At 60.4% G+C, this 23,191-nt stretch carries 20 protein-coding genes; 13 read left to right on the top strand and 7 right to left on the bottom strand.

Annotation, left to right across the window (positions count from 1 at the left end; translation table 11 throughout):
- Positions 1-15: 15 nt before the first annotated feature.
- The gene (locus V8J63_RS14830) at positions 16-1,743 is read right to left on the bottom strand and encodes a C13 family peptidase (RefSeq protein WP_071173707.1); all 1,728 of its coding nucleotides are present in this window, start codon (positions 1,741-1,743) and stop codon (positions 16-18) included.
- A 102-nt stretch (positions 1,744-1,845) separates the two neighbouring features.
- Positions 1,846-2,301 (bottom strand): MaoC family dehydratase, encoded by a 456-nt coding sequence (locus tag V8J63_RS14825; protein ID WP_016773011.1) that lies wholly within the window; start codon positions 2,299-2,301, stop codon positions 1,846-1,848.
- 194 nt (positions 2,302-2,495) lie between these two features.
- Here V8J63_RS14825 and V8J63_RS14820 point away from each other — a divergent pair, with 194 nt between their 5' ends.
- The 5 genes from V8J63_RS14820 to V8J63_RS14800 all read left to right on the top strand — a co-directional run bounded on the left by V8J63_RS14820 (position 2,496) and on the right by V8J63_RS14800 (position 5,136).
- Complete coding sequence (locus V8J63_RS14820) at positions 2,496-2,858, top strand: CidA/LrgA family protein (RefSeq protein WP_130888561.1); 363 nt, start codon at positions 2,496-2,498, stop codon at positions 2,856-2,858.
- Complete coding sequence (locus V8J63_RS14815; protein WP_016773013.1) at positions 2,858-3,574, top strand: LrgB family protein; 717 nt, start codon at positions 2,858-2,860, stop codon at positions 3,572-3,574. Before V8J63_RS14820 ends, V8J63_RS14815 begins: the two co-directional genes overlap by 1 nt.
- A gap of 10 nt (positions 3,575-3,584) precedes the next feature.
- A complete protein-coding gene (locus V8J63_RS14810) occupies positions 3,585-4,175 on the top strand; it encodes an LON peptidase substrate-binding domain-containing protein (protein ID WP_125925931.1) in 591 nt (196 codons plus the stop codon).
- A gap of 112 nt (positions 4,176-4,287) precedes the next feature.
- The gene (locus tag V8J63_RS14805) at positions 4,288-4,503 is read left to right on the top strand and encodes a hypothetical protein (RefSeq protein WP_024014458.1); all 216 of its coding nucleotides are present in this window, start codon (positions 4,288-4,290) and stop codon (positions 4,501-4,503) included.
- 72 nt (positions 4,504-4,575) lie between these two features.
- A complete protein-coding gene (locus V8J63_RS14800; RefSeq protein ID WP_125925932.1) occupies positions 4,576-5,136 on the top strand; it encodes a hypothetical protein in 561 nt (186 codons plus the stop codon).
- Positions 5,137-5,191: 55 nt separating this feature from the next.
- Here the strand turns inward: V8J63_RS14800 and V8J63_RS14795 are convergent, their stop codons facing one another.
- From V8J63_RS14795 to V8J63_RS14775, 5 genes are all read right to left on the bottom strand, one after another.
- Complete coding sequence (locus tag V8J63_RS14795) at positions 5,192-7,147, bottom strand: hypothetical protein (protein ID WP_336464241.1); 1,956 nt, start codon at positions 7,145-7,147, stop codon at positions 5,192-5,194.
- A 108-nt stretch (positions 7,148-7,255) separates the two neighbouring features.
- On the bottom strand, positions 7,256-10,738 hold the full coding sequence (locus V8J63_RS14790) for a calcium-binding protein (RefSeq protein ID WP_336464240.1): 3,483 nt from the start codon (positions 10,736-10,738) through the stop codon (positions 7,256-7,258).
- A gap of 49 nt (positions 10,739-10,787) precedes the next feature.
- Positions 10,788-12,680, bottom strand: coding sequence for a hypothetical protein (locus tag V8J63_RS14785; RefSeq protein WP_336464239.1), 1,893 nt, complete (start codon positions 12,678-12,680; stop codon positions 10,788-10,790).
- Between the two features lie 402 nt (positions 12,681-13,082).
- The gene (locus tag V8J63_RS14780) at positions 13,083-14,399 is read right to left on the bottom strand and encodes a bifunctional DedA family/phosphatase PAP2 family protein (RefSeq protein ID WP_016773020.1); all 1,317 of its coding nucleotides are present in this window, start codon (positions 14,397-14,399) and stop codon (positions 13,083-13,085) included.
- A 126-nt stretch (positions 14,400-14,525) separates the two neighbouring features.
- A complete protein-coding gene (locus tag V8J63_RS14775; protein ID WP_024014453.1) occupies positions 14,526-15,221 on the bottom strand; it encodes a DNA-3-methyladenine glycosylase in 696 nt (231 codons plus the stop codon).
- A gap of 177 nt (positions 15,222-15,398) precedes the next feature.
- Here V8J63_RS14775 and V8J63_RS14770 point away from each other — a divergent pair, with 177 nt between their 5' ends.
- From V8J63_RS14770 to V8J63_RS14735, 8 genes are all read left to right on the top strand, one after another.
- Positions 15,399-16,670 carry a glutamate-5-semialdehyde dehydrogenase gene (locus V8J63_RS14770; protein ID WP_076564276.1) on the top strand — a complete coding sequence of 424 codons (1,272 nt, stop codon included), beginning with the start codon at positions 15,399-15,401 and terminating at the stop codon, positions 16,668-16,670.
- Positions 16,639-17,361 (top strand): nicotinate-nucleotide adenylyltransferase, encoded by a 723-nt coding sequence (gene nadD / locus V8J63_RS14765; RefSeq protein ID WP_442963527.1) that lies wholly within the window; start codon positions 16,639-16,641, stop codon positions 17,359-17,361. The genes V8J63_RS14770 and nadD overlap by 32 nt, the downstream gene beginning before the upstream one ends.
- Positions 17,362-17,433: 72 nt before the next feature.
- The gene (gene rsfS / locus V8J63_RS14760; RefSeq protein WP_016773024.1) at positions 17,434-17,928 is read left to right on the top strand and encodes a ribosome silencing factor; all 495 of its coding nucleotides are present in this window, start codon (positions 17,434-17,436) and stop codon (positions 17,926-17,928) included.
- A 9-nt stretch (positions 17,929-17,937) separates the two neighbouring features.
- On the top strand, positions 17,938-18,405 hold the full coding sequence (gene rlmH / locus V8J63_RS14755) for a 23S rRNA (pseudouridine(1915)-N(3))-methyltransferase RlmH (RefSeq protein ID WP_011063671.1): 468 nt from the start codon (positions 17,938-17,940) through the stop codon (positions 18,403-18,405).
- A gap of 10 nt (positions 18,406-18,415) precedes the next feature.
- Positions 18,416-20,311: a penicillin-binding protein 2 gene (gene mrdA, locus V8J63_RS14750; protein WP_041477721.1), complete on the top strand. Its 1,896-nt coding sequence runs from the start codon at positions 18,416-18,418 to the stop codon at positions 20,309-20,311.
- Positions 20,312-20,342: 31 nt separating this feature from the next.
- A complete protein-coding gene (rodA, locus tag V8J63_RS14745) occupies positions 20,343-21,446 on the top strand; it encodes a rod shape-determining protein RodA (protein WP_050977864.1) in 1,104 nt (367 codons plus the stop codon).
- Between the two features lie 17 nt (positions 21,447-21,463).
- On the top strand, positions 21,464-22,474 hold the full coding sequence (mltB, locus tag V8J63_RS14740; protein ID WP_130902257.1) for a lytic murein transglycosylase B: 1,011 nt from the start codon (positions 21,464-21,466) through the stop codon (positions 22,472-22,474).
- Positions 22,474-23,191, top strand: a 718-nt coding sequence (locus V8J63_RS14735) for a septal ring lytic transglycosylase RlpA family protein (RefSeq protein WP_336464237.1), incomplete at its 3' end; no start/stop codon positions are given. The genes mltB and V8J63_RS14735, both read left to right, overlap by 1 nt.

Below are 23,191 nucleotides of genomic sequence, written 5' to 3'. Positions count from 1 at the left end.
TTGATACTGTTCAGCTTAGTTGCCTTTTTTCGCCGCGTCGTTCAATGCGCTGCTTTGCAACGCTTTGCGCGCCTGCTGTTTTCGCAGCAGCTGCCAGTGCGACAGCACGGTTTTCGGCGCCCAGATCTGCGGCTCCGAGGCTTCGAAGCCGTCGGCCAGCTCGCGTTCGGCAACGGTGGCCTTGGCCAGTTTGAATGCCTGCTCAAGGTCGTCGGTCTGGTTCAGCGCCTGGGCGAACAGCGCGTCGCCGAAATAGGTGAAGTTGGCTTCTTCCGAGCAACCGAACGACACCCGATCGGCGCGCGAGGCGGTCATGATCAGCGTGCGTTCGTCCTTCAGCGCCGGGATGAAACCGCCGGAATAGCACGAAGAAATCACGATGACCTTGTCCCGATGCTTCAGCGGCGCGAGCACGGCGGCGAGCTCATCGGCGGGCAGATCGGCCAGTTCCATGCGCGGCTGATCGAGCACCAGTTCGTGCTCGGCGGTGCCGTGGCTGGTCAGATAAATGAACAGCAGATCTTCCGGCCCGCTGCGTTCGGCAAGGGCTTGCGCGGCGCGGCGCAGGTTTTCCCGGGTGGCCATCGGCCGGTCGCCGAGATGATCGCGATGATTGACCAGACGAATCTGGCCGAAGGCGCCGAAGCGCGTATTGAGCATGTTGGCGACATAGTCTGATTCACGCAGGAACACGCTTTGCTTGCCGTCGCCGCCGAGGGTCAGGGTGTACAACTCGACTGCCGGAGTCGAAGCGGGAATCGCCGCCAGTGCGTCGTCCAGCAACCGACCCTGGGCGAGCAAACCGAGCTCGAGGGTGTCGGGGAGCAATTTGCCGTCGGCGTCGCGCACGCGCTGGCCATTGATCCAGGTGCCGCTGAGCACGCTGCCATCGGTCAGCACCAGCGTGCCGCGTCCTGAATAGCTGTCGTTGTCGAAGCCGCCGATGTAGAAGCTGCCATCGGCCAGGTTCAAACGGCCCTGACCGGTGAAGCGCCAGTCATTGAACACACCGATGTAATGGCTGCCATCCGCGCCGATCAATTCGCCCTTGCCGGTCAGCGCGCCTTCCTTGAACTGGCCGAGCCAGACGTCGCCGTCGGCGTTCTCGTAGCGGCCCTTGCCGTGCAGTTGATTGTTCTTGAAACCGCCGACGTAGATATCGCCGTCGGCGCTGTTGTAAGTGCCGTTGCCTTCCAGTTGGCCGTTGACGAAATGCCCGCTGAACGAATTGCCGCTGGCATCGCCGCGCTGGCCTTCGCCGTTGGGTTTGCCGTGGGCGAACTGGCCTTGATAGGAGCTGCCGTCGTCCATTTCCAGACGGCCGAGGCCGGAATACTGGTCAGCCTTGAACTCGCCGCGATAGGTCATGCCGTTTTCTTTCAGCGTGCCTTCGCCATCGCGCCGGCCCTGCTTGAAGCCACCGGTGTAACTGCTGGCGTTGGTGCTCAGGCTGCCCTGACCATCGAACAGACCTTGCTGAAACTGGCCGCGATAGACCTCACCGTTGCTGCCATGCCATTCGCCTTGCCCGTGCCACTGGCCCTTGTCGAACTCCCCGGCGTACCAGCTGCCGTTGGGGTAGTCGACGCGGCCCTGACCTTGCAGCAAGCCGTCGACCAGTTCACCGCGATAGCGACCGCCATCGGGCAGGCGCGCATCCGGCGGCAACAGCGATTCGCCGTCGCCGCAAGCGGTGAGCATCAGGGTCAGGGCAAGGGGTGCAAGTCGAGCGATTGAGCGCATAGCGGGATCCGGGCAATTAGGCGACCGAGTATGCCGCAGCTATGCGTCGCATATATACAGACGTGACGCGAAACAGCGTGCGCTGCTTCGCATCCGGGATGATCAGACGAAGCAGAGTGACAGCGGCTCGGCGATGTAGGCCGGTTTGTCCGAGCCTTCTATCTCCAGTGTCGCGGTAGCCTTGAGCAACCACTGGCCGGGTTTTTTCTCGGTGACTTCGACCATGTCGACCTTCAGTCGGACTTTCGAGTTGACCTTGACCGGCTGGATGAAACGCACGCTGTCCAGGCCATAGTTGACGACCATCTTCACGCCTTCGGGCAGCACGAGGATGTCTTCCATCAGTTTCGGCATCAGCGACAGCGACAGGAAACCATGGGCAATCGTGCTGCCAAACGGCGTTTGCGCAGCCTTGACCGGATCGACGTGAATGAACTGAAAATCACCGGTGGCTTCGGCGAACAGGTTGATGCGCTCCTGATCGATGGTGAGCCATTCGGAACGTCCAAGTTCCTTGCCGACATAATCTTTGAGCTCTGCAACGGGAACATAGGGCATTGAGACTCTCCTTGGGTTCATCGGTTTTATAGTTTTTCAGGGGGCGGATTTGACCGGCCTGCGAACCACTGTAGATCATCATGGCGATTTGCTCAGGTCAACCGACCATGCTTTTGGCGAATGCCGGTCCATAGCGCCGGCATGCTTATAATGCCGAGCCCCTGCTGGCTGAAAATGTAAGACGGAGATGTCGGATGTTGTTACGTGGCCTGACCCTGCTGGTGCTGTTCCAATTGCTTGGCACCGCGCTCAATCATTTGCTGTTGCCGATATTGCCGGGGCCGATCATCGGGCTGCTGCTGTTGCTGGTGTTCCTGATCATTCGCGGTGAAGTCGGCGAGCCGCTGAATCAGGCAGCGGGCAGTCTGCTGCGTTATCTGCCGTTGCTGCTGGTGCCGCCGGCGGTGGGCGTGATGGTGTATGCCACGGCGATTGCTGCGGATTTCTGGGCGATTGTCGGCGCGCTGGTGATCTCGCTGATCCTGTCGATGGCCTTTGCCGGCGTGCTCATGCAGCGGCTGGTCAAACGTCACGCGCCGCCGGCGGAGGAGTCCTGATGCTGTTTGACTGGCAAGGCGCGTGGGCGTCGGTGATTCATCATCCGCTGTTCGGCATCGGCATCACCCTCGGCGCCTATCAACTGGTGCTGGCGGCGTTCGAGAAAACCCGCTGGATCTTTCTGCAACCGGTGCTGGTCTCCATGTTGTTGGTGATCGGTGTGCTGGTCGGCTGCGGCCTGACTTACGCGGAGTACCGCAAGAGCACCGAGATCCTCAGCATTCTGCTCGGGCCGGCCACGGTGGCGCTGGCGGTGCCGCTGTATTTGAATCTGCGGCGCATCCGCCAATTGTTCTGGCCGATTTTTACTACGCTGGTGATAGGCGGGGTGGTCGCAACGGGCATGGGTGTGGCGCTGGGCTGGTGGTTCGGTGCCGATCACATGATCCTGATGACCATGGCGCCGAAATCGGTGACCTCGCCGATCGCCATGCTGGTCGCCGAGCAGATCGGCGGCGTGGCGGCGCTGGCCGCGGTGTTCGTGCTGATCACCGGGGTGATTGGCGCGATCTTCGGCCCGGCGCTGCTGACCCGCCTCGGCGTGCACAGCCCCGAAGCGCGCGGCATGGCGCTGGGCATGACCGCGCATGCGGTCGGCACGGCGGTGGCGATGCAGGAAAACGACGAGTGCGGCGCGTTCGCCGCGCTGGCAATGAGTCTGATGGGCGTGGCCACGGCGGTGTTCCTGCCGTTGGCGGTGTCGATGGTGGTGTAAGGATATGTCTATGAGTCTGCCGCTTTTCCCGCTGAACACGGTGCTGTTCCCCGGCTGCAACCTCGATCTGCAGATCTTCGAGGCGCGCTACCTCGACATGATCGGCCGCTGCATGAAGCAGGGCGTCGGTTTCGGTGTGGTGTGCATCCTTGAGGGCAGCGAAGTCGGTGTGGCACCAGAAGGTTTCGCAATGGTCGGTTGCGAGGCGCGGATCACCGATTTCGAGCAACAGGACAACGGCTTGCTCGGCATTCGCGTGCAAGGCGGACGGCGCTTCACGGTGTTGCGCACCGAAGTGCAGCGCGATCAGTTGATTGTCGCTGACGTCGAATGGCTGGACGATGAGCCCGAGCAACCGTTGCAGGACGAGGACGCCGACCTGGTCGCGCTGCTCAAGGCGCTGGCCGAACACCCGATGGTCGAGGCGTTGAACATGGGCACCGAAGCCGCCGGGCAACAGTCGTTGGCCAATCAGCTTGCCTATCTGTTGCCTTTTGCCGAAGAGGACAAGATCGATCTGCTGCAACTCGACGACCCACAGCAACGGCTGGATGCGATCCAGGCATTACTCGACGAACTGCAGGGCGAACTGTTCGCCTAGTTTCACTTTGAATCAACTCGCGCTGCCTGCCAGTATTGTTTCGCTTTTGTCTTTGTCTTAATTTCAAGTTGCTCGCAGGATGCGAGCAACTTGAAAATAACAAGGATAAATCATGACTTTATATGAAGATGAACGGGCATTCTGGGACGATATTGCTGGCAAGTATATCTTGAAGCATGCCGGTACTGATCATAACGCTGGCCACGTCATTGAGGCGGCAGCGATTTATGCGGATCGCATGGTAATGGCCCGGCGGAAACGAAAAACCGAAAACATTCCGGATGGCGATGTTCTGCGAATGTCGGCAACAGCCACAGTCGCTATCTGATCCTTTTCCTTTTTCAACTTTTCTGTCGCTGTCTTGAACATGGCAGCAGAGTGTTTACCAATGGGTAGTTCTATGTCTTTGGCAAAAGTAAACAATGAAAGCTTCAGCGCCAATCTTTATCTGGACGGTCTTCCGGTAGTTCTTAATCAGCAACGCCTGCAACAGACCCTGCGCCACAAGCGCATAACTCAAGGCGAAAAACTCGATGCTGAAGTGGGGTTGGCCGACTCGCGGACATCCGCCCTTATCACCCTGGCTGACAATGAGGACGATGCTCCGTTGCTGTTGAGGTTTGTTCCTGAAGGTAACTGTTACGCAATTCAAGTGATACATCCGGGCGTGTTTGACGGTGCGCGATTATTCATCGAAGACAAGACACATAATTTGCTGGTCAGCACCAGCGCTCCGGCACAACTCTATTCAATCAGTACCTACGGCGTGGCCAAGGCTTCTTTGAGCAATATCGCATCCGGCCCGGCTTATATCGAATTGAACAGCGAGCCGAAAGATAAGCCGCTGTATCGTCAGGTAAGCGATGGCATGAGCAAATTCCTCGACGCGAACCCCAACGGGACAGGGCATAACGCCTTCAATCCAAAACCCGCAAGGTTTGTGATCAGCGTGCTCAAATAGCGCAACGCCGCAATTGAAGGACAGACGCCATTCGTTATCGAATGGCGTCTGGATTTCACGGCCGATAATGTTCAGCAACGGGCCAGACTATATCGTTGGAACATGTTTTCCTGCCCTTGGGCAACCTCACTATGGGGCCCTTGGAGGCAGCTACGCGATCGATCAACTGATCGTATGAATTGCTATGATCGCCCCCAGCCCAAGTGTCCTCCTCGATATCCGCGGCATCGCCTCCGGCCTTCCGGAAAATATCCTCGACTCTTGCCGCCCGACTCAGGTCCGAGCGCACCAGCCATATCCGCTCGGCACTGATGCCTCGCGTGGGCATGGAAATACGTCCTTCGTGGCTGTCGCCATCAAAATCCCTGTTGTTCAGGTAAAGGTTTTCGACCCGTGGGACCACTTCGATGCCGCGGGTGTCGATGACATACAGGAAACCATGTGTCTGTTTGCGTCGCAGCAACGGGTAATCGCGCGAGTTATCCATTTCAAATGAGGTATCAGACTCTTCACCCGAACTGTGTCGATATCCGCTGGATGAGTCACTGTCGGAAAAGTGCCCTGGATAGCGATTGGCCTGGCTGTTGTAGTGCCGAGGGTTGGAATAGTAATCAAAACCCAGGTATTGAATGCCGTTGGCCAAGGAGAACGTCGTGCTGAAGGCTCGCCGGGTTGTCGAGTCGGAAGGGTTGCCCCGCAACTTCACCAGCCGCCCGTCACGCGCCAGCTCGAAGGGGGTACGTAGATCGGCGCGGAACATTGCCGGGATATCCGTACGGTAAAGATAATCATGCTTGTTGCGCATGTAGCCGGCATGTTCCAGATAGCTTCGCAGAAAATCCGCTTCGTAACGCTGATCGACAGGCGGCAATTCGCCCTCGATGATCTCACCTTCTTGCCGCAGTCTCAGACTGAAGGGGCCAAGCTCTTCGCCAATCTGTTCGAAGCGTTTGGCATCCTGCACATTTCGGGTCAGGCTTTTGTGCTGTTCGGCCCATGCGGGAAAGCCGTTTTCCATGTCCGGACGCAAGCGTTTTTGTTGCGCGGTGCTGAGATTGTAGGTGCGTAAAAGCTCGACGCACTCACTGCGAGTCTTTTGCGGGTGGGACCATTTCATGGAATCCAGAAGGAATTTGTAGTGACTTTTGATATCTCTGCGTCTTGCCCAGCCCGGCGGGCCCCCGATGGCCTCGGCCTCGGTACGAAAGGCAAGAATTTCTGCGCCGCGCAGGCTGTACACATCCCATAGTTCGCCATCGGTCCAGTTCGCCAGCTTCAACGGCAAGGCGGCATCCGCGCGTGCTTCGTTCGGGTCTGCCTTGATCAGGCGGCCGTATTTGCCCTTGAAGGCGAAGCCGACATTCAGTCGTGTATTTACTTCCTCTTTATGGGGATTTTTCTCCCATTCGTGTACCGCGTAATAGCCTTGTTCGTTCGGCACCGGCGCGTAACGCGGCTTGGCCAACTCATACAGGGTGTAGCGGTCGGGCGGGTACTCTTCGATGGGCTTGTTCAAACTCCACAAATCAGTGTCCGCGACTCGATAAAGAGGCGGTCCCGATGGCGTCCGTTCACTGGGCAATCTGGCGCGCCAGGCTTTGATCGAATCGTGGTACGCCACCATCACCGTCTGCCCTGCGGCCGATCCGTCGTCGTTGGCGATGTCTGCGAACTTGCGCCCCTTGTATTCTTTCAGACCGTCTGCATCGGGGCGTAAAGTCCCGTCAATGTCTTGCAGGTAAGGCTCCAGCGGCGACATGGCAGACCGCTGAGTAGGCCTCTGCGCATCAAGGATCCGGCTCACCGTTATCACGGGTTCCGGGCTGGCGTGACTGCCGTGAGGACTGCGGGCGAGAATGTCCGGCGATGTGAGCGAGCCGTCCGGCCTGACGCGGCCAGGCAAGCGTGCATCAAGATCGATGGGACGATCAGGGCTGATCGGGCGGGAGGTCGAGGTGCCCGGCGTTTCCGGTGTCGGTAATGGGCGAAGTGTCCCGGGTTTCTGGCGCATAAAGGTCATTCCATGTAGTGAACCCGGCCAGTCATTGGCCGAGGTGATCAAGTGCCGGGATGGAGCTCGGGTCCATCCCGGCACGTTGTTGAAACCGGCAGCGCGCGGTCAGTTGATGTTGACGGGGATGAACAGGTCTTCGCGTTTGACGCGTGTCTGCCGATCAGTCAGCAGGCTCCAGTGGCGGTTTACCGAGTTGTAAACCAGCGTGCCCACTGTGTCGGGCTGGTAACCGATGTGAGTCACGTAGACCCGCGCTGCCAACTCGTTGCGCTGCCGGTGTTGCTCGATATCGGCCAACAGCGCATCGACGCCGGCGTAGCCTTGGGCATTGATCACGTACAGCTGCAACATCTCGAACAGCAGCGAGACTTGATAGAGATTGCCGGCGGCGGTCGCCACGCTGACCGATTCCACCGGTGTGTCATCGCCGATATCCGGCAATTGGACAGTCACGCTGGCGATGCGCAAGCGGTTGTCCTGCAATTGGATTTCGTCGCGAGTGACGGTTTCGTCCATTGTCCTGGTGTACAGACTCCAGCTTGAGGCGTTGGCCGTTTTTGCCGCAGCCCCAGGTGTGGCCAGGCGCACGATGCAGTTGCTGGCCAGGTAGATGTCGTACGTCGCGCTATGACCCTCAAGCAGATAAATGCCGGTATGCGCCCGGGATTCGATGACGATTTTGCTGGGTCGATCGGTCAGCAGCGGCTTCTCACTGATGGTGGGCCGGGTGAACGGGTAGTTGCCGTTGCGCCGTTTCAGCCAGCTTCGAGTGCTGACCAGTCGTGCGCCGGGGTTCTTGGCGTCCGCTTCGTAGTCCAGGTGCGGCAGTTGCAGGCGATAGGACACTCCGTCCCGCATGACCACAACGATGTCTTGCGCCAGTTGCGGCGTGGTGACTTTGAGGCTGTTGCGCCCGCTGTACCCGGTGGCGGCAGCGATCGGTTGAATCACGCCCTTGAATGCCAGCACTTTTGCCGGCAACCGCAGCGACAGGCAGAAGTCTTTGTAGGTCAGGTGAGTATTGCCCGAAACGCCTTTGCGCACCTGGACGGCATAGCTGAGCTCGACGTCGATGATTTCGTCGTCGCCGTAGTCCAGAAAAACGCTGCGCGGCCTGGTGGCGCTGCGTGCGATGACGAATTCGACCTCGCGCTGCGTACGGGTGACAAAATGTCGGCCCAGGCTCTGATTGTCGATCGTCACCGTACCGCCATTGACGATCGCCGGGGCAGGGGCGGGCTGACCAATGACGGTCACGGCGACATCGATGTCCTGACTCAGCGCTGGACCTGGTTCCTGAGGGAGCTGAGCCAGCAGTTCGTAGCCATCCTGGGTGCGGAACAGCCATCGATCGTTATGCAACCGACGCTGGCCGTCGACCATTCGATAGACGTTTTCCAGGGTCAGCACGTGGTCTGGGTCGTCGCCGTCCTTTCCGCGCAAGGAATTGATCACCAGCGAGGTGCCGATGATCTGCCAGCGCTGAATCACCGCGTGCGGCCAGCCCAATTCGATCACGCTCGAATGCGCGCTGTCCTCGGTAATTGTCGTGCGTGCGTTGGTGTGAGCGATGTAATAGCGATCGACGCCGCTACCGCCGTCCACGTGACATTCGAGGCCGTAGATGGCAATCGTGTCGTTGCCGGCACCGGCGCTGACGCGATCATGGCCATGGGCTGAGATCTGGTTGGCCTCGGAACTGCCGATGACGTGGCTGCTGCCTTTGCGCAGCGTCGAAACGTTCTCGAACGATGTCAGGTGCGCGACTTCAATGCCTGGGCCTTCCGGGTCCAGACCTCGCAGCGTGACCTTGCCGCTCGGCAGGTCAATCCGATGGCCGATGTATCGTGTATCAGTGGCCGGCCGCTGGCCTTCAAACGCAAACGTATCGCTACCGTCGCCGCCATCCAGCACATTGATGTGCGGCGGTTTGGTCAGCCGGTCCAGTTCCTCGTCAGCGACCTGCTGATAGAACGCATCGTTTTTGTCGCCACCGCTGAGCGCCTTGTGTCCCTGGCGGTAGGTAAACAGGTTGGGCTGCGCCTTGACGCCAGTGACACGGTCATTGCCGTCGCCCAGGCGCCAGAACACGCCTTTGCCTTCGCCTGCACTGCCGTTGACAACGCCCTTGAGGTTGTCGGGTAATCCATGGCTTGCATCGATGATATCGTCGCCGCCAACGATCACCGCCTGGCTGTCGAGTCTGAACGGCAGCTGCCCGACGCTTTCGTCCCACTGGTAACGCCATAGTTCGACAGGGCGCAATTCGGCGCGAAACGCGCCATTGACCACTTGGGCGATGGAGTCGCTGTAAGCGCCGGCAAGCATGTCTTTGGCCGACAGTTCGAGCTGTTTTTCGTAGTCACTGGAAAGCCTGGACAGCTTGAAGCGATCCATCACTTCGGCGTCCAGTTCCTTGCCGGTAAAAGCGAACCATCCCGAGCGCAGACGCTCGAGTGTTGTCAGTTCGATGTAATCATCGATCTGGTCGACGACCCTGGCGGCTTGATAGATCAATGAACCGGAGATGAGCAGTGCGGCAGCCGCGAGGCCGAGCGGGCCGGCAACACTGCCGAAACCGGCCAGCGCGGCGACGCCCAGCACCAGGCTGATGCCAGCGCCCGCTACACTCAGGGCAGCGCTGAAATAATGGTCCTGAGCTTCTTTGCCCGATGACGCGGCGGCGGCGTTGAACGATTTGATCGCGTCGACGATGTCGAACGGCAAGGTGATAGCGCTGGCGAACAGTCCCGCGCCACGGCTCATGTATTTGCCGATCGAGGTCAGCGCAAAACCCTTCAGTACATTGCTGCCCTGAGTCAGCATCGCCTGGCCAGTTCTGGCCAGACCCCGCTCGATGATCAGCGAGCCGAGTTCTGCGGCGATGGATCCGCCGTAGTAGAGCATTTCCAGCGCCTCGCCTTTTTTGATCGCATCGGTCAGGGCCATGTAGCCGCTGTAGATGCCGAAGGCTTGCATGCCGACTCCTGCGCCGCTCATCAAATAGCTTTTGGTCTTGTTGATCCAGCCCGGCGCGTGTTCAAACGTGTCCGCCCGGTGGATTTCCAGCTGTTGCGCAGCCTTGCCCAATTTGTTGAGACGATCCATGGCGCTGCCCGAAACCAGCGGCGTATCACTGACGAACAATGGGCCGGCATCGACCGAGCGCTTGCAGGCAATCTCATAGAACAGCAGTGCCGCCATGTCATTGTCGGGAAAGTCCACGGCTTGCAAGCGGGACTGCACCTTTGCGGACTCGAAATGGAGTCCGTCCAGAAAAGCCTGATCCACGCGCTTCATGTTGGCATTCGCCGGACTGACAGGTTGACCGTCGACGGTCGCCCCCAGCGCTTGCAACTCGACCCGACTGATCACAACCTCGCCGATACGCAGTGGGCCCAGGTGTTTGTCGATTGCCTTCAGAGTCTGGCGAAGGGATGGGGGGCTGTCAGGCACCTCGCCTGGCACGTCCGCTCGATCGGGCATGGGTGTGGACGGCGTATGGGCATTGGCCGAGGCGTCTATGGGGGTAACTTGAAGCGCGCGCACGTGGGCGACATGAGCCGCGGGAACGATGAGTTTCGACACGTATTAATCCTTTAATGGTGTGCATGAGGAGCCGGTTTCCCTGGCGGCTTTACTTGAGCATCTGAAGTTCGGGCCAGGCGATGTCATGGGCAAACTCGTCCTTGTTGCCTGAGAGCCTGAGTATCGGCAGGCCCGCCGCCTCCACCTGGTCGATCAACTGGTCGTATTCGAACCGGTTGGAGTGCCCGGCATGGGTGGCCGCTTCGATGCGATCAGCGTTTGCCCCAGCCTGCTCTTTGATGTCTTCGACCCTGGCGCCCTTGGTCAGGTCTGTGTTCAGTAACCAGACACGCTCGGCTGAAACTCCGCTGCGCGTGACCGAGATCAGCCCTTCGAAATCGTCGGAGGGGAACCAGGTCGGCGGGGTGTCACGCGCAGCGGAATTGAACATCATGTTTTCTTCGTGGGGGACGACCTCCAGATCGCGCGTGTCGAGCGCGTAGAGAAACATTTCCGTCTGCCGCGTGCGCGTGGACCGGTAGCCGCGCTCGTGATCCCATGCCACAGGGCTGTCAGGATCGGACCAGTCTGACGAGGAGTCACTCGGTGTATCACTGGCGTCGCTTGCGCCGCTTTCCGAACCGCTGTCGCCCGTGTCGCGTCCCGGGTATTTATGGGTCTGGCTGTTGAAACGCAGGTATTCGGGATCGGGGGCGCGGGCATATCCCTGTCCTGCCTGGAGACTGAACGTCGCGCTGATCGGCTTGTGTGTGGTCGCGCCGGGTTCGTGGTGATAGCGCGGCAGCATGGTGCCGTCGTTCGCCAGCTCGAACGGCGTGCGCTCGTCACCGCGAAACAGCGCCGGAATGTCCGTGCGGTACAGGCAGTTGTTCTTGTTGCGCAGATAACCGAGCTGTTTCAACAGCGCTTCGCGCACCTCGGGGGTCAGGCTGTTTTCTGCGTCATACCAGTCGTGGCGGGCATTGCGCTTGAGGTTGAGCTGCTCGAGCGCATCGGCGGCAAACTGGTCGAAGCGTTGCGGGTTGCTGACGTCCTCCAGCAAGCGCTTGTGCGCCACTGCCCACGCCGGGAGCGTCAGATGGCTGGCCATTTCCTGCTGCAAACGCGACAGTTGCCTGGGCAGCAGATTGAACGATTGCAGAAAGGCTTCGCGCTCGGCAAAGCCCATCTGCGGGTGCAGCCAGCGCAACGAGTCGCGCAGCAGATCGGTTCGCGGATTTTCCGTGGTTGTGGGGTGTGCCCACTGTGGCGGCGTGCCGGTGGCCTGGGCTTGGACACGAAAGCGCGCGATGTCCTCGCCCTGTAGCCCATATAGCTGCCATATCTCATGATCGGTCCACTGTTTGAGGTGGAGCGGCGACGCTGCGAATCCACCCGCCGGAGGATCAACCGCTATGTAATTGCCATATGAATCCCGGAAGGCGAACAGTATGTTGTCTTTGCGTGAGCCAAATAGCGGATTCATTTCGTAATAGCCCTGAGCATCCGGCGAACGCCAGGATGGGCTGTAACGACTTTGATTGATGGGTGTTGTCACGGGGGCGAGGCGCGGTCGCTTTGGCGCGGGTTGTTCGGTCAGGCGCCAGGTGGGGCTGTCTGCGTTTTTGTACAGGCGCGGTCCGGAGGGAACGCGCTCGGTGAGTAACTTGCTGCGCAACGCGCCGGTTTCATCCTCACCCACATGCGTGGTTTGCAGAGCTCCCTGATATTCGACGTCTGCGAACTTTCTGCCAACGATCCAGCGAAATCCATCATTGTCGGCAGGCTGCATTCCACGCACAAAGGTCTCTGATAACCAGTAATCGTTTATTGAAGTGGAATGTTCCGAGCGATAGGCGCTGTGTGCCGGTAACTGAAAGATTTCAACCGCTGGCAACCGCGGATTCGCATCGGCAAGGGCGCTGTCGAAGTTGGTACTGTGCAGCGCAAGATCGGGGATGCCGGCTCTTGGCGATATTTCAATGCTGCTGACATCAAACATGGGCCGATGTGGCGTTGGCACGTTTGCATCAGTTTGATGCGTGGTTGTGACTGACGTCTTGCGGGGTATTTTTGGACTCATGAAAGACTCGATAAGAAATGGATTGTTGTATGACTCGGCAGAACTTCAATGCATGGTTTGAATAAATATGGATAGCCAGCAAATGTCCGAGTCGGGCCCATCAATCTAACGGTTTTTCAAAAGCGCGAAACACTGAGCAGGCATGTTTCAACTTGAATATGTAACGCTAGTTTTGCGTCGATCGAGAATGCGGAAATGTCGGTTTTATAACCAGGAAAGTTAACCGGGAGGGAGGAAGTTTGCGTAGGTTGCAAGCGCCGCTCTTGTCGGAATGTTCCGAAAGAGCGGCGTATAAGAAATGTCGCTTGTAAATTGCCTGTTTTAGTAGGCGTAACGCAACAATGTATGTGGCAAGTGGCGCATAACGAAGAATCCGAACAGCGCGACCATGGACGGCAGGATCAGCCACCAGATCTTGAAAGGCATGGCGTTGAGCGGCGCCTGCCGCTGGTTTGACCACAGCATCGCGGCGCAGACGCAGCTGGCCAGCATTGCACCGGCCAATATGTCGGTTGGCCAGTGCGCGCCGAGATAGACCCGCGACAAAGCAATGGAGAATGCCGGGATGCAGGCAATCAGCAGCCACGTCAGGCGCATGCGTGGCGGCTGCCCGCGTCCGGCCAGGACACCCAGCGTCAGGAACAGGGCGAATGCGCCAGAAGCATGGCCGCTGGGCATGCTGTAGGTGGTCAATGGATCGCTGAGCACTTCCGGGCGTACCCGGGCGAAAAAATACTTGGTGCCGGTGTTGGCCATGGCGGTGATCAGCATGGTGGCGCCCGCGAACACTGCCTGGCGCCATTGCTTGCACAGCAACAGCAATATGACGAGCAGGGCGCTGAACAGCAGCATGTTGCGGAATTCGCCGATCAGGGTCAGCGTCACGGCGATTTCGTCCAGCGCTGGCTGGCGATGTTCCTGCACCAGAGTCATCACACCGTTGTCGAGCGCGGTGAGGTATGGATAGCCGATGAACAGCCCGATCAGGATCAACAGGCTCATGCCGCCGATCCAGATTGTCGCGCGACGATGGCGGCGCACGCTGCTGTTGACGCTCAGGCCGACCATCACCGCAATGCTGGCCGCGACAATCCCGGCTTCGAGCCAGAAACCTTCAGGCAATGGCAGGCGGAACGCTGCGCCCGTGGCCCAGCCCGGCAATAGATAAGCCAGGCTCCAGCCCGCAGCGGCCAGCAGGCTGACGGCGAAGAAACGCGGGAAGGGCATGTCGCACATCCCGGCGACCATCGGCAGCATCGGCCGCAGCGGGCCGATGAAACGCCCGACCAGCAGGCTGGCGATGCCATAGCGCTGGAAGTAAGACTCGGCGCCGGCCATCCATTCCGGGTGATGGCGTAGCCCGGGGAGGCGGCGGATGTTCTGGTGGAAATGGCGGCCGAGGAAGTAGGAAATCAGGTCGCCAAGAATGCCGCCAAGAAAGCCCAGCAGCAGCGTTTCGCTCAATGACAGCGCGCCGCTGCCGGCCAGCACCGCCACGGCAAACAGCAACACCGTGCCCGGCACGATCAGCCCGGCGATCGCCAGACATTCCACGCACGCCACGATGAACACCGCTGCGGCCAGCCACTGCGGATTGGCGCCGAGCCATCCGGTGATGCTATCGAGCCATGGGCCCATACAGAAAAACTCCAGACTATTGATGATTCCGGTAGGAGCTGCCGCAGGCTGCGATCTTTTGATCTTGTTTCTTTAAAGCAGAATCAAAAGATCGCAGCCTGCGGCAGCTCCTACAGGGGTAAGCGTTTACAGAAGGAAATAATCCCGGCCTTCGACCTGACCCCGTCGCAGCGGGTTCCGCGTGCACCATTGCGCATACGCAGCGTCAACGAAGCGATACATCAGGTGTTCATCACGGCCCAGCGGAATGCCCAGCCGGGTGGTTTGAATAATCTGCGAGGGTGCCGGCCCCGTATCTTCGACCAGCAACAATTCATGATCGAAACGCTTGGCGTCCCACATCGGTACTTTCAAACCGAGTGCCTTGCACAGCAGCGTCTGCCCGGCGCACAACTTCTGCGTCGGCCGCGGTCGGCCCTGGGCATCGGGATTGTTCAGCAGCATCTGCGCCAGGCTCGCCGGACCGCTGACTTCGTCGACCCACGGATAGGCGGATTTGATCAGCACGGCATTGCCCGGACCTTGCGCACTGAAGTTCAGCGAATCACCGCCGCGGGCGTAGTACATATAGATGTGGCCGCCATCCAGAAACAAAGCCTTACGTTTTTCTGTATAGCCGAGCGAGGCATGACTGCCTTTTTCCGCGAAGTAATAGGCTTCGGTCTCGATGATTCGCGCACTCAGCCACAGATCACCGACGCGATGGCGGATGACTTTGCCGAGCAGCGCCTGCGCCAGCACCTGGGCGTCGCGGTCGAAAAAACTGTCCGGCAGGCCCACGGGCAGGCGCGCGGACTCGGGGCAAAGGGGCACGTTGGTCATGATGGGCAAGGTTGATCCAGGCTCAAGAGGTCGTGATGATAACAACGCTGAGCTTAATTACGTCTGAACGACGGGCAAACGCAGCTCATTTCGACCATCCGCCCGTCACCGCTGTTAGTCCCGGGACGCGACAGCTATAATCTGCCGCTTTCCTCTTTGCCAAGACCCCAGCAGACCATGACTGAGTCCGTTCTTGACTACATGACCCGATTGGGTCGCGCCGCCCGCGCTGCCTCCAAGGTCATCGGTCGCGCCAGCACCGCGCAGAAAAACCGCGCCTTGCAGGCTGCCGCCAATGCTCTGGACGCTGCGCGCGCCGAGCTGGCCGCAGCCAATGAGCTGGATCTGGCTGCCGGTCGCGCCAGCGGTCTGGAGCCGGCGCTGCTGGAGCGTCTGGAACTGACCCCGGCACGCATCGACGGCATGATCGTCGGCTTGCGTCAGGTCGCTGCACTGGCGGATCCGGTCGGCGCGATCCGCGACATGAGCTTCCGTCCGTCGGGCATTCAGGTCGGCAAGATGCGCGTGCCGCTGGGCGTGATCGGGATCATCTACGAATCCCGTCCGAACGTGACCATCGATGCCGCCAGCCTGTGCCTGAAGTCCGGCAACGCGACCATCCTGCGCGGTGGCTCCGAGGCGATTCATTCCAATCGCGCGATTGCCGCGTGCATTCAGCGCGGTCTGGCCGAAGCCGAACTGCCCGCCGCTGTGGTGCAAGTGGTCGAAACCACTGACCGTGCCGCCGTCGGCGCGCTGATCAGCATGCCGGAATACGTCGACGTCATCGTGCCCCGTGGCGGTCGTGGCCTGATCGAACGCATCAGCCGCGATGCCCGCGTGCCGGTGATCAAGCACCTGGACGGCATCTGCCACGTTTACGTCAGCGAACACGCCGATCTGGCCAAAGCCCAGCGCATCGCTTTCAACGCCAAGACCTACCGTTATGGCATCTGCGGCGCGATGGAAACCCTGCTGGTCGATCAGGCTGTTGCCAGGGATTTCCTGCCGTCGATGGCCGCGCAGTTCCGCGACAAAGGCGTCGAGCTGCGCGGTTGCGAGCGCACCCGGGCGATCATCGAAGCGGTCGCGGCCAGCGAAGATGACTGGCACACCGAGTACCTCGCGCCGATTCTGTCGATCCGCGTGGTCGACGGTCTGGAGCAGGCGATCGAACACATCAACCATTACGGCTCCCATCACACCGACTCGATTGTCAGCGAAAACCTCGCCGACACCCGCCGGTTCGTGGCGGAAGTCGACTCGGCCTCGGTGATGATCAACACGCCGACCTGCTTTGCCGATGGATTTGAATACGGATTGGGTGCCGAGATCGGCATTTCTACTGATAAGCTGCACGCCCGCGGCCCGGTCGGGCTCGAGGGGCTGACCTGCGAGAAGTACATCGTGGTCGGCGATGGCCAGTTGCGCGGCCAGGCGACGGTCTGACTTGACCGACCTCAACCTGACAGCGCCGCACACCGGCAGCGAGTCGCGCCCGCAACGCATTGGCGTGCTGGGCGGTACGTTCGACCCGGTGCACATCGGCCATTTGCGTGGCGCACTGGAAGTTGTCGAAGCGCTGGCGCTGGACGAGTTGCGCCTGATGCCGAACGCGCGCCCGCCACATCGCGGGACGCCGCAGGTGTCGGCGCAGGATCGGCTGGCGATGGTCGAGTGCGCGGTGGCCGGATTGCCGCCGCTGGTGGTGGACGCCCGCGAATTGCAGCGGGACAAACCGTCCTGGACCATCGATACCCTGGAGTCGCTGCGCGCAGAGATGCCCGCCGAGACCCAGGTTTTTCTGCTTTTGGGCTGGGACGCATTTTGCGGCCTGCCCACTTGGCACCGCTGGGAAGAGTTGCTCCAGCATTGCCACATCCTGGTGCTACAGCGCCCGGACGCCGACAGCGAACCGCCGGATGCCTTGCGCAACCTGCTGGCAGCGCGTTCGGTGAGCGACCCGCTGGCCCTGAAAGGGCCGAGCGGACAGATTGCATTCGTCTGGCAGACACCGCTCGCGGTTTCCGCCACCCAGATCCGTCAACTGCTGGCCAGCGGTAAGTCGGTACGTTTCCTGGTGCCCGACGCGGTCCTGGCCTACATCGATGCGCACGGTCTGTACCGTGCGTCGAACTGAACAAGGCGCGCTTCACCGATACGGATCACCGTATCCCCAAGCCGCCGAATACATGAGCAAAACGAGTTACATATGACTGATAAAGATCTACCGAAAGTAAAGCGCAAAGGCACGTTCAAGAGCGCACCACTGCCGGAAGCCGTCAACACCAACGAGCCGCTCAAGGGCGACGAACTGGTCAAGATTGCCGTCGCTGCGCTGGAAGACGTCAAGGCCCAGGACATCCAGATCATCGATGTGCGCGACAAGCAGAGCATCACTGACTACATGATCATCGCCACCGGTACCTCCAATCGCCAGATCAACGCGATGCTCGACAAGGTCCGTGAGGAAGTGAAAAAGCAGGGCGCCAAGCCGCTGGGCGAAGAAGGCAAGGGCGACAGCGACTGGGTTCTGCTCGACCTCGATCTGGTGATCGTGCACATGATGACTGCCTCGGCGCGTCAGTTCTACGACCTGGAGCGCCTGTGGGCCGGTGCCGAGCAAAGCCGTGCGGCCGATGCCAAGCACCACAGCCCGGAGAACACCCACGAGCATTTCACCAAGCTCAACAAAGACCAGTTCTAAGGGATCGCTGTGCGACTGCGCCTGATCGCCGTCGGTTCACGCATGCCCAAGTGGGTGGAAGAAGGCTGGCATGAATATGCCAAGCGTCTTCCGTCCGAGCTGGCGCTGGAACTGGTGGAAATTCCGCTCAACACCCGTGGCAAGAATGCCGACGTGGCCCGTTTCATCCGCCAGGAAGGCGAAGCCATGCTGGCCAAGGTCGGGCACAACGAGCGGATCGTCACGCTGGAGGTTCACGGCAAGCCGTGGAGCACCGAGCAACTGGCGGTCGAACTCGATCGCTGGCGCCTGGATTCGCGCACGGTCAACTTCATGGTCGGCGGCCCGGAAGGGCTGGCACCGGAAGTCTGTGCCCGCGCTGACCAGCGCTGGTCATTGTCGCCGCTGACCTTGCCGCACCCACTGGTGCGGATCCTGATCGGCGAACAGTTGTACCGTGCCTGGACCGTGTTGTCCGGCCACCCTTACCACAAGTAAGCCTGCCCTCATGTCTCAGCCGATCCGCATCAAGGACCACGAAAAGGACGCCCGTCTGGTGCGCAGCCGTGTCGTGTTCGGTGCGATCGTGATCGTGGCGCTGATCTGTGTGTTGATCGCGCGTCTGTATTACCTGCAGGTGATCCAGTACGAGTACCACTCGACCCTCTCGGAAAACAACCGCGTCCACGTGCAGCCGATTCCGCCGACGCGCGGGCTGATTTTCGACCGCAACGGCGTAGTCGTGGCCGACAACCGGCCGAGCTTCAGCCTGAGCATGACCCGCGAGCGCTCCGGCGACTGGCAGCAGGTGCTCGATGTCATCGTCGAGGTCCTGGAGCTGACGCCCGAGGACCGGGTGATCTTCGAGAAACGCATGCGTCAGGGGCGCCGGCCGTTCGAGCCGGTGCCAATACTGTTCGAGCTGACCGAAGAGCAGATCGCCCGCATTGCGGTGAACCAGTTCCGCCTGCCCGGGGTGGAAGTGGTCGCGCAACTGGTCCGGCATTACCCGCAGGGCGCGCATTTTGCGCACTCGGTGGGCTACATGGGGCGGATCAACGAGAAAGAGCTGAAGTCGCTGGATCCGGTCAACTACAGCGGCACCCACCACATCGGCAAGACCGGCATCGAGCGGTTCTACGAGCCGGAATTGCACGGTCAGGTCGGTTACGAGGAAGTCGAGACCAACGCCCGTGGCCGCGTGTTGCGCGTGCTCAAACGCACCGATCCGATTCCCGGCAAGGACATCGTCCTGAGCCTCGACATCAAGTTGCAGGAAGCCGCCGAGGCCGCGCTGGGCGGGCGACGTGGCGCGGTGGTGGCGCTCGATCCAAAAACCGGCGAAGTGTTGGCGATGGTCAGTCAGCCGAGTTTCGACCCGAACCTGTTCGTCACCGGCATCAGCTTCAAGGCCTACGCCGAGTTGCGTGATTCCATCGACCGGCCGCTGTTCAACCGCGTGCTGCGTGGTCTGTACCCGCCGGGCTCGACGATCAAACCGGCGGTAGCGATTGCCGGTCTTGACGCTGGCGTGGTCACGGCTTCGAGCCGGGTGTTCGACCCGGGCTATTACATGCTGCCCAACTACGACCACAAGTATCGCAACTGGAACCGTACCGGTGACGGCTTCGTCGACCTCGACACGGCGATCATGCGGTCCAACGACACCTACTTCTATGACCTGGCGCACAAGCTCGGCATCGATCGGCTGTCGACCTATATGAACAAGTTCGGCATCGGCCAGAAGGTCTCGCTGGACATGTTCGAAGAGTCCCCGGGCCTGATGCCGTCGCGCGAATGGAAACGCGCAACGCGCAAACAGGCGTGGTTCCCCGGCGAAACCCTGATTCTCGGGATCGGCCAGGGCTATATGCAGTCGACGCCGCTGCAACTGGCCCAGGCCACGGCGCTGGTGGCCAACAAAGGCATCTGGAATCGTCCGCACCTGGCCAAGTCCCTCGACGGGGTGAAGCCGGTGGATGAAAACCCGATGCCGAACATCATCCTGCGCGACCCGTCCGACTGGAACAAGGTCAACCACGGCATGCAGCAAGTGATGCACGGTGCCCGGGGTACCGCGCGCAAAGCGGCGATCGGCGCGCAATACCGCATCGCCGGCAAGTCCGGTACCGCGCAGGTGGTGGCGATCAAGCAGGGCGAGAAATACGACCGCTCCAAGGTCCAGGAACGCCACCGCGACCACGCCCTGTTCGTCGGCTTCGCCCCGGCCGATGATCCGAAAATCGTCGTGTCGGTGATGGTCGAGAACGGTGAGTCCGGTTCCGGCGTTGCCGCGCCAGTGGTGCGCCAGGTCATGGACGCCTGGCTGCTCGACCAGGATGGCCACCTGAAAGCTGAGTACGCCAGCCCTATCACTGCGGAGGCCCCGGCCCGTGATGAATAATTTCGATCGCATGCTCTCCAGCGAGGATGTGATGCGTCGCCGCGCGACGTTGCTGCAAAGACTGCATATCGATGGTCCGCTGTTGATCCTGTTGCTGATCCTCGCCGCCGGCAGCCTGTTCGTGCTGTATTCGGCCAGCGGCAAGAGCTGGGATCTGCTCGGCAAGCAGGCCACATCCTTCGGCATCGGCCTGGTGGCGATGATTGTCATCGCCCAGTTCGAGCCGCGTTTCATGGCCCGCTGGGTGCCGCTCGGTTACGTGATTGGTGTGATATTGCTGATCGTCGTCGACATCATGGGCCACAACGCCATGGGCGCCACGCGCTGGATCAACATCCCCGGGGTGATCCGCTTCCAGCCCTCGGAATTCATGAAGATCCTGATGCCGGCAACCATCGCCTGGTACCTGTCCAAACGCACGCTGCCGCCGCAGCTCAAGCACGTCGGCATCAGCCTGATGCTGATTGGCGTGCCGTTCATTCTGATCGTGCGCCAGCCCGATCTCGGTACCTCGCTGCTGATTCTCGCCGGTGGCGCCTTCGTCCTGTTCATGGGCGGCCTGCGCTGGCGCTGGATTCTCAGCGTGCTGGCGGCGGCGGTGCCGGTGTCGGTGGCGATGTGGTTCTTCGTCATGCACGACTATCAGAAGCAGCGGGTCCTGACTTTCCTCGACCCGGAAAGCGATCCGCTCGGTACCGGCTGGAACATCATCCAGTCCAAAGCCGCGATCGGTTCCGGTGGCGTATTCGGCAAAGGCTGGCTGCTCGGCACCCAGTCACACCTGGACTTTCTCCCGGAAAGCCACACCGACTTCATCATCGCCGTGCTTGGCGAAGAGTTCGGTCTGGTGGGGATTTGCGCGCTGCTGCTGATCTATCTGTTGTTGATCGGTCGCGGGCTGGTGATCACCGCCCAGGCGCAAACGCTGTTCGGCAAATTGCTCGCCGGCGCGTTGACCATGACTTTTTTTGTTTACGTTTTCGTCAACATCGGTATGGTCAGTGGCCTGTTGCCGGTCGTGGGGGTGCCGTTGCCGTTCATTAGCTACGGAGGAACTTCGCTGGTGACGCTGCTGTCAGCGTTTGGGGTTTTGATGTCGATCCATACCCATCGCAAGTGGATCGCACAGGTTTGAATAAGGTGAAGAGTGCAATGCAAGTAATGCGTGGCTGGGCGACTCGATGCGCGCCGCTGGTTGGCCTGATGGGCCTGCTGGGGAGCGTGCAGGAAGCGCTGGCCGGCGAATATGAAGGCTCGCCGCAGGTGGCCGAATTCGTCGGCGAAATGACCCGCGACTACGGTTTCGCCGGTGAACAACTGATGGGTGTGTTCCGCGAGGCGCAACGCAAGCAGTCGATTCTCGACGCCATCTCCAGACCCGCCGAACGGGTCAAGCAGTGGAATGAATATCGCCCGATGTTCATCACTGACGCGCGCATCGCCCGGGGTGTCGACTTCTGGCGTCAGCACGAGGCGACCCTGGCTCGTGCCGAGCAGGAATACGGCGTGCCGGCACAAGTGATCGTGTCGATCATCGGCGTCGAGACCTTTTTCGGACGTAATACCGGTAATTTCCGCGTGATCGATGCATTGTCGACCCTCGGCTTCGACTATCCTCCCCGTGCCGAATTTTTCCGCAAGGAACTGCGTGAGTTCCTCCTGCTGGCCCGTGAAGAGCAGGTCGACCCGCTGACCCTCAAAGGCTCGTATGCCGGGGCCATGGGCCTGCCGCAGTTCATGCCGAGCAGCTTTCGCGCCTACGCGGTGGACTTCGACGGTGATGGCCACATCAATATCTGGAACAACCCGGACGATGCGATTGGCAGCGTCGCCAGCTACTTCAAGCGTCACGGCTGGGTCGCCGGCGAGCCGGTGGTCAGCCGCGCCGATGTGCGCGGCGAGCAGGCCGATGAAGGCCTGACCACCGGTATCGAACCGGTGAAGACGGTCGCAGAGTTGCGGGCGCTGGGCTGGTCAAGTCATGATGCGCTGCGCGATGATATGCCGGTTACCGCATTTCGCCTCGAAGGCGACAACGGCCCTGAATACTGGATGGGCCTGCAGAATTTCTACGCGATCACGCGTTATAACCGCAGCGTGATGTACGCCATGGCCGTACATCAACTGTCTGAACAGCTGGTACAAGCACGGGGCGTCAAGTAATGCAGGCATTGCCTAACAATAAACCCCTGAAGCTGGTGGCTTTCGCTGCGTTGGCAGTCCTGGTCGCCAGTTGCACGACCAGCCGTACACCGACGCAGAAAACCCCGTCCACCGCTGTCCGCGCCCAACCGGGCCTGGACATCAACCGCGCGCACAAAGACGGCGCGCCGTGGTGGGATGTCGATGTTTCGCGCATCCCGGATGCGACACCGACCCTGCACACCGGCCCGTACAAGGCCAATCCGTACACCGTGCTGGGCAAGACCTATTTTCCGTTGCAGGAATCCAAGACCTACGTGGCTTCGGGCACAGCGTCCTGGTACGGCACCAAGTTCCATGGCCAGAACACCGCCAACGGCGAAGTGTATGACCTGTACGGCATGAGTGCCGCGCACAAGACCTTGCCGCTGCCAAGTTACGTCCGGGTGACCAACCTGGACAACAACAAGACGGTGATCCTGCGCGTCAACGACCGTGGGCCGTTCTACTCCGATCGCATCATCGACTTATCCTACGCAGCGGCGAAGAAGCTCGGCTATGCCGAAACCGGCACCGCGCGGGTCAAGGTCGAAGGCATCGATCCGCAGCAGTGGTGGGCGGCCAAGGGCCGTCCGGCGCCGCTGATGCTCAACGAGCCGCAAGTGGCGCAGAATAGCGCGCCAGTGATTACGGCTTCGGCCGGCACCGTCGAGCAATGGACACCGCCGCCGCAGCAAC

This window comes from Pseudomonas sp. CCNWLW23, assembly GCF_037095675.1.
GTDB classification, from domain to species: Bacteria; Pseudomonadota; Gammaproteobacteria; order Pseudomonadales; family Pseudomonadaceae; genus Aquipseudomonas; species Aquipseudomonas atacamensis.
Note: the sequence above shows the minus strand (reverse complement) of the source record. Positions and strands in the feature narration are given on the sequence as shown.

Bases quoted from the DNA above. Each gene is read 5' to 3' on its own strand.
- V8J63_RS14830 (WP_071173707.1), bottom strand. From the start codon at position 1,743: ATGCGCTCAATCGCTCGACTTGCACCCCTTGCCCTGACCCTGATGCTC.
- V8J63_RS14825 (WP_016773011.1), bottom strand. From the start codon at position 2,301: ATGCCCTATGTTCCCGTTGCAGAGCTCAAAGATTATGTCGGCAAGGAA.
- V8J63_RS14820 (WP_130888561.1), top strand. From the start codon at position 2,496: ATGTTGTTACGTGGCCTGACCCTGCTGGTGCTGTTCCAATTGCTTGGC.
- V8J63_RS14815 (WP_016773013.1), top strand. From the start codon at position 2,858: ATGCTGTTTGACTGGCAAGGCGCGTGGGCGTCGGTGATTCATCATCCG.
- V8J63_RS14810 (WP_125925931.1), top strand. From the start codon at position 3,585: ATGAGTCTGCCGCTTTTCCCGCTGAACACGGTGCTGTTCCCCGGCTGC.
- V8J63_RS14805 (WP_024014458.1), top strand. From the start codon at position 4,288: ATGACTTTATATGAAGATGAACGGGCATTCTGGGACGATATTGCTGGC.
- V8J63_RS14800 (WP_125925932.1), top strand. From the start codon at position 4,576: ATGTCTTTGGCAAAAGTAAACAATGAAAGCTTCAGCGCCAATCTTTAT.
- V8J63_RS14795 (WP_336464241.1), bottom strand. From the start codon at position 7,147: ATGCGCCAGAAACCCGGGACACTTCGCCCATTACCGACACCGGAAACG.
- V8J63_RS14785 (WP_336464239.1), bottom strand. From the start codon at position 12,680: ATGTTTGATGTCAGCAGCATTGAAATATCGCCAAGAGCCGGCATCCCC.
- V8J63_RS14780 (WP_016773020.1), bottom strand. From the start codon at position 14,399: ATGGGCCCATGGCTCGATAGCATCACCGGATGGCTCGGCGCCAATCCG.
- V8J63_RS14775 (WP_024014453.1), bottom strand. From the start codon at position 15,221: ATGACCAACGTGCCCCTTTGCCCCGAGTCCGCGCGCCTGCCCGTGGGC.
- V8J63_RS14770 (WP_076564276.1), top strand. From the start codon at position 15,399: ATGACTGAGTCCGTTCTTGACTACATGACCCGATTGGGTCGCGCCGCC.
- nadD (WP_442963527.1), top strand. From the start codon at position 16,639: ATGGCCAGTTGCGCGGCCAGGCGACGGTCTGACTTGACCGACCTCAAC.
- rsfS (WP_016773024.1), top strand. From the start codon at position 17,434: ATGACTGATAAAGATCTACCGAAAGTAAAGCGCAAAGGCACGTTCAAG.
- mrdA (WP_041477721.1), top strand. From the start codon at position 18,416: ATGTCTCAGCCGATCCGCATCAAGGACCACGAAAAGGACGCCCGTCTG.
- rodA (WP_050977864.1), top strand. From the start codon at position 20,343: ATGCGTCGCCGCGCGACGTTGCTGCAAAGACTGCATATCGATGGTCCG.
- mltB (WP_130902257.1), top strand. From the start codon at position 21,464: ATGCAAGTAATGCGTGGCTGGGCGACTCGATGCGCGCCGCTGGTTGGC.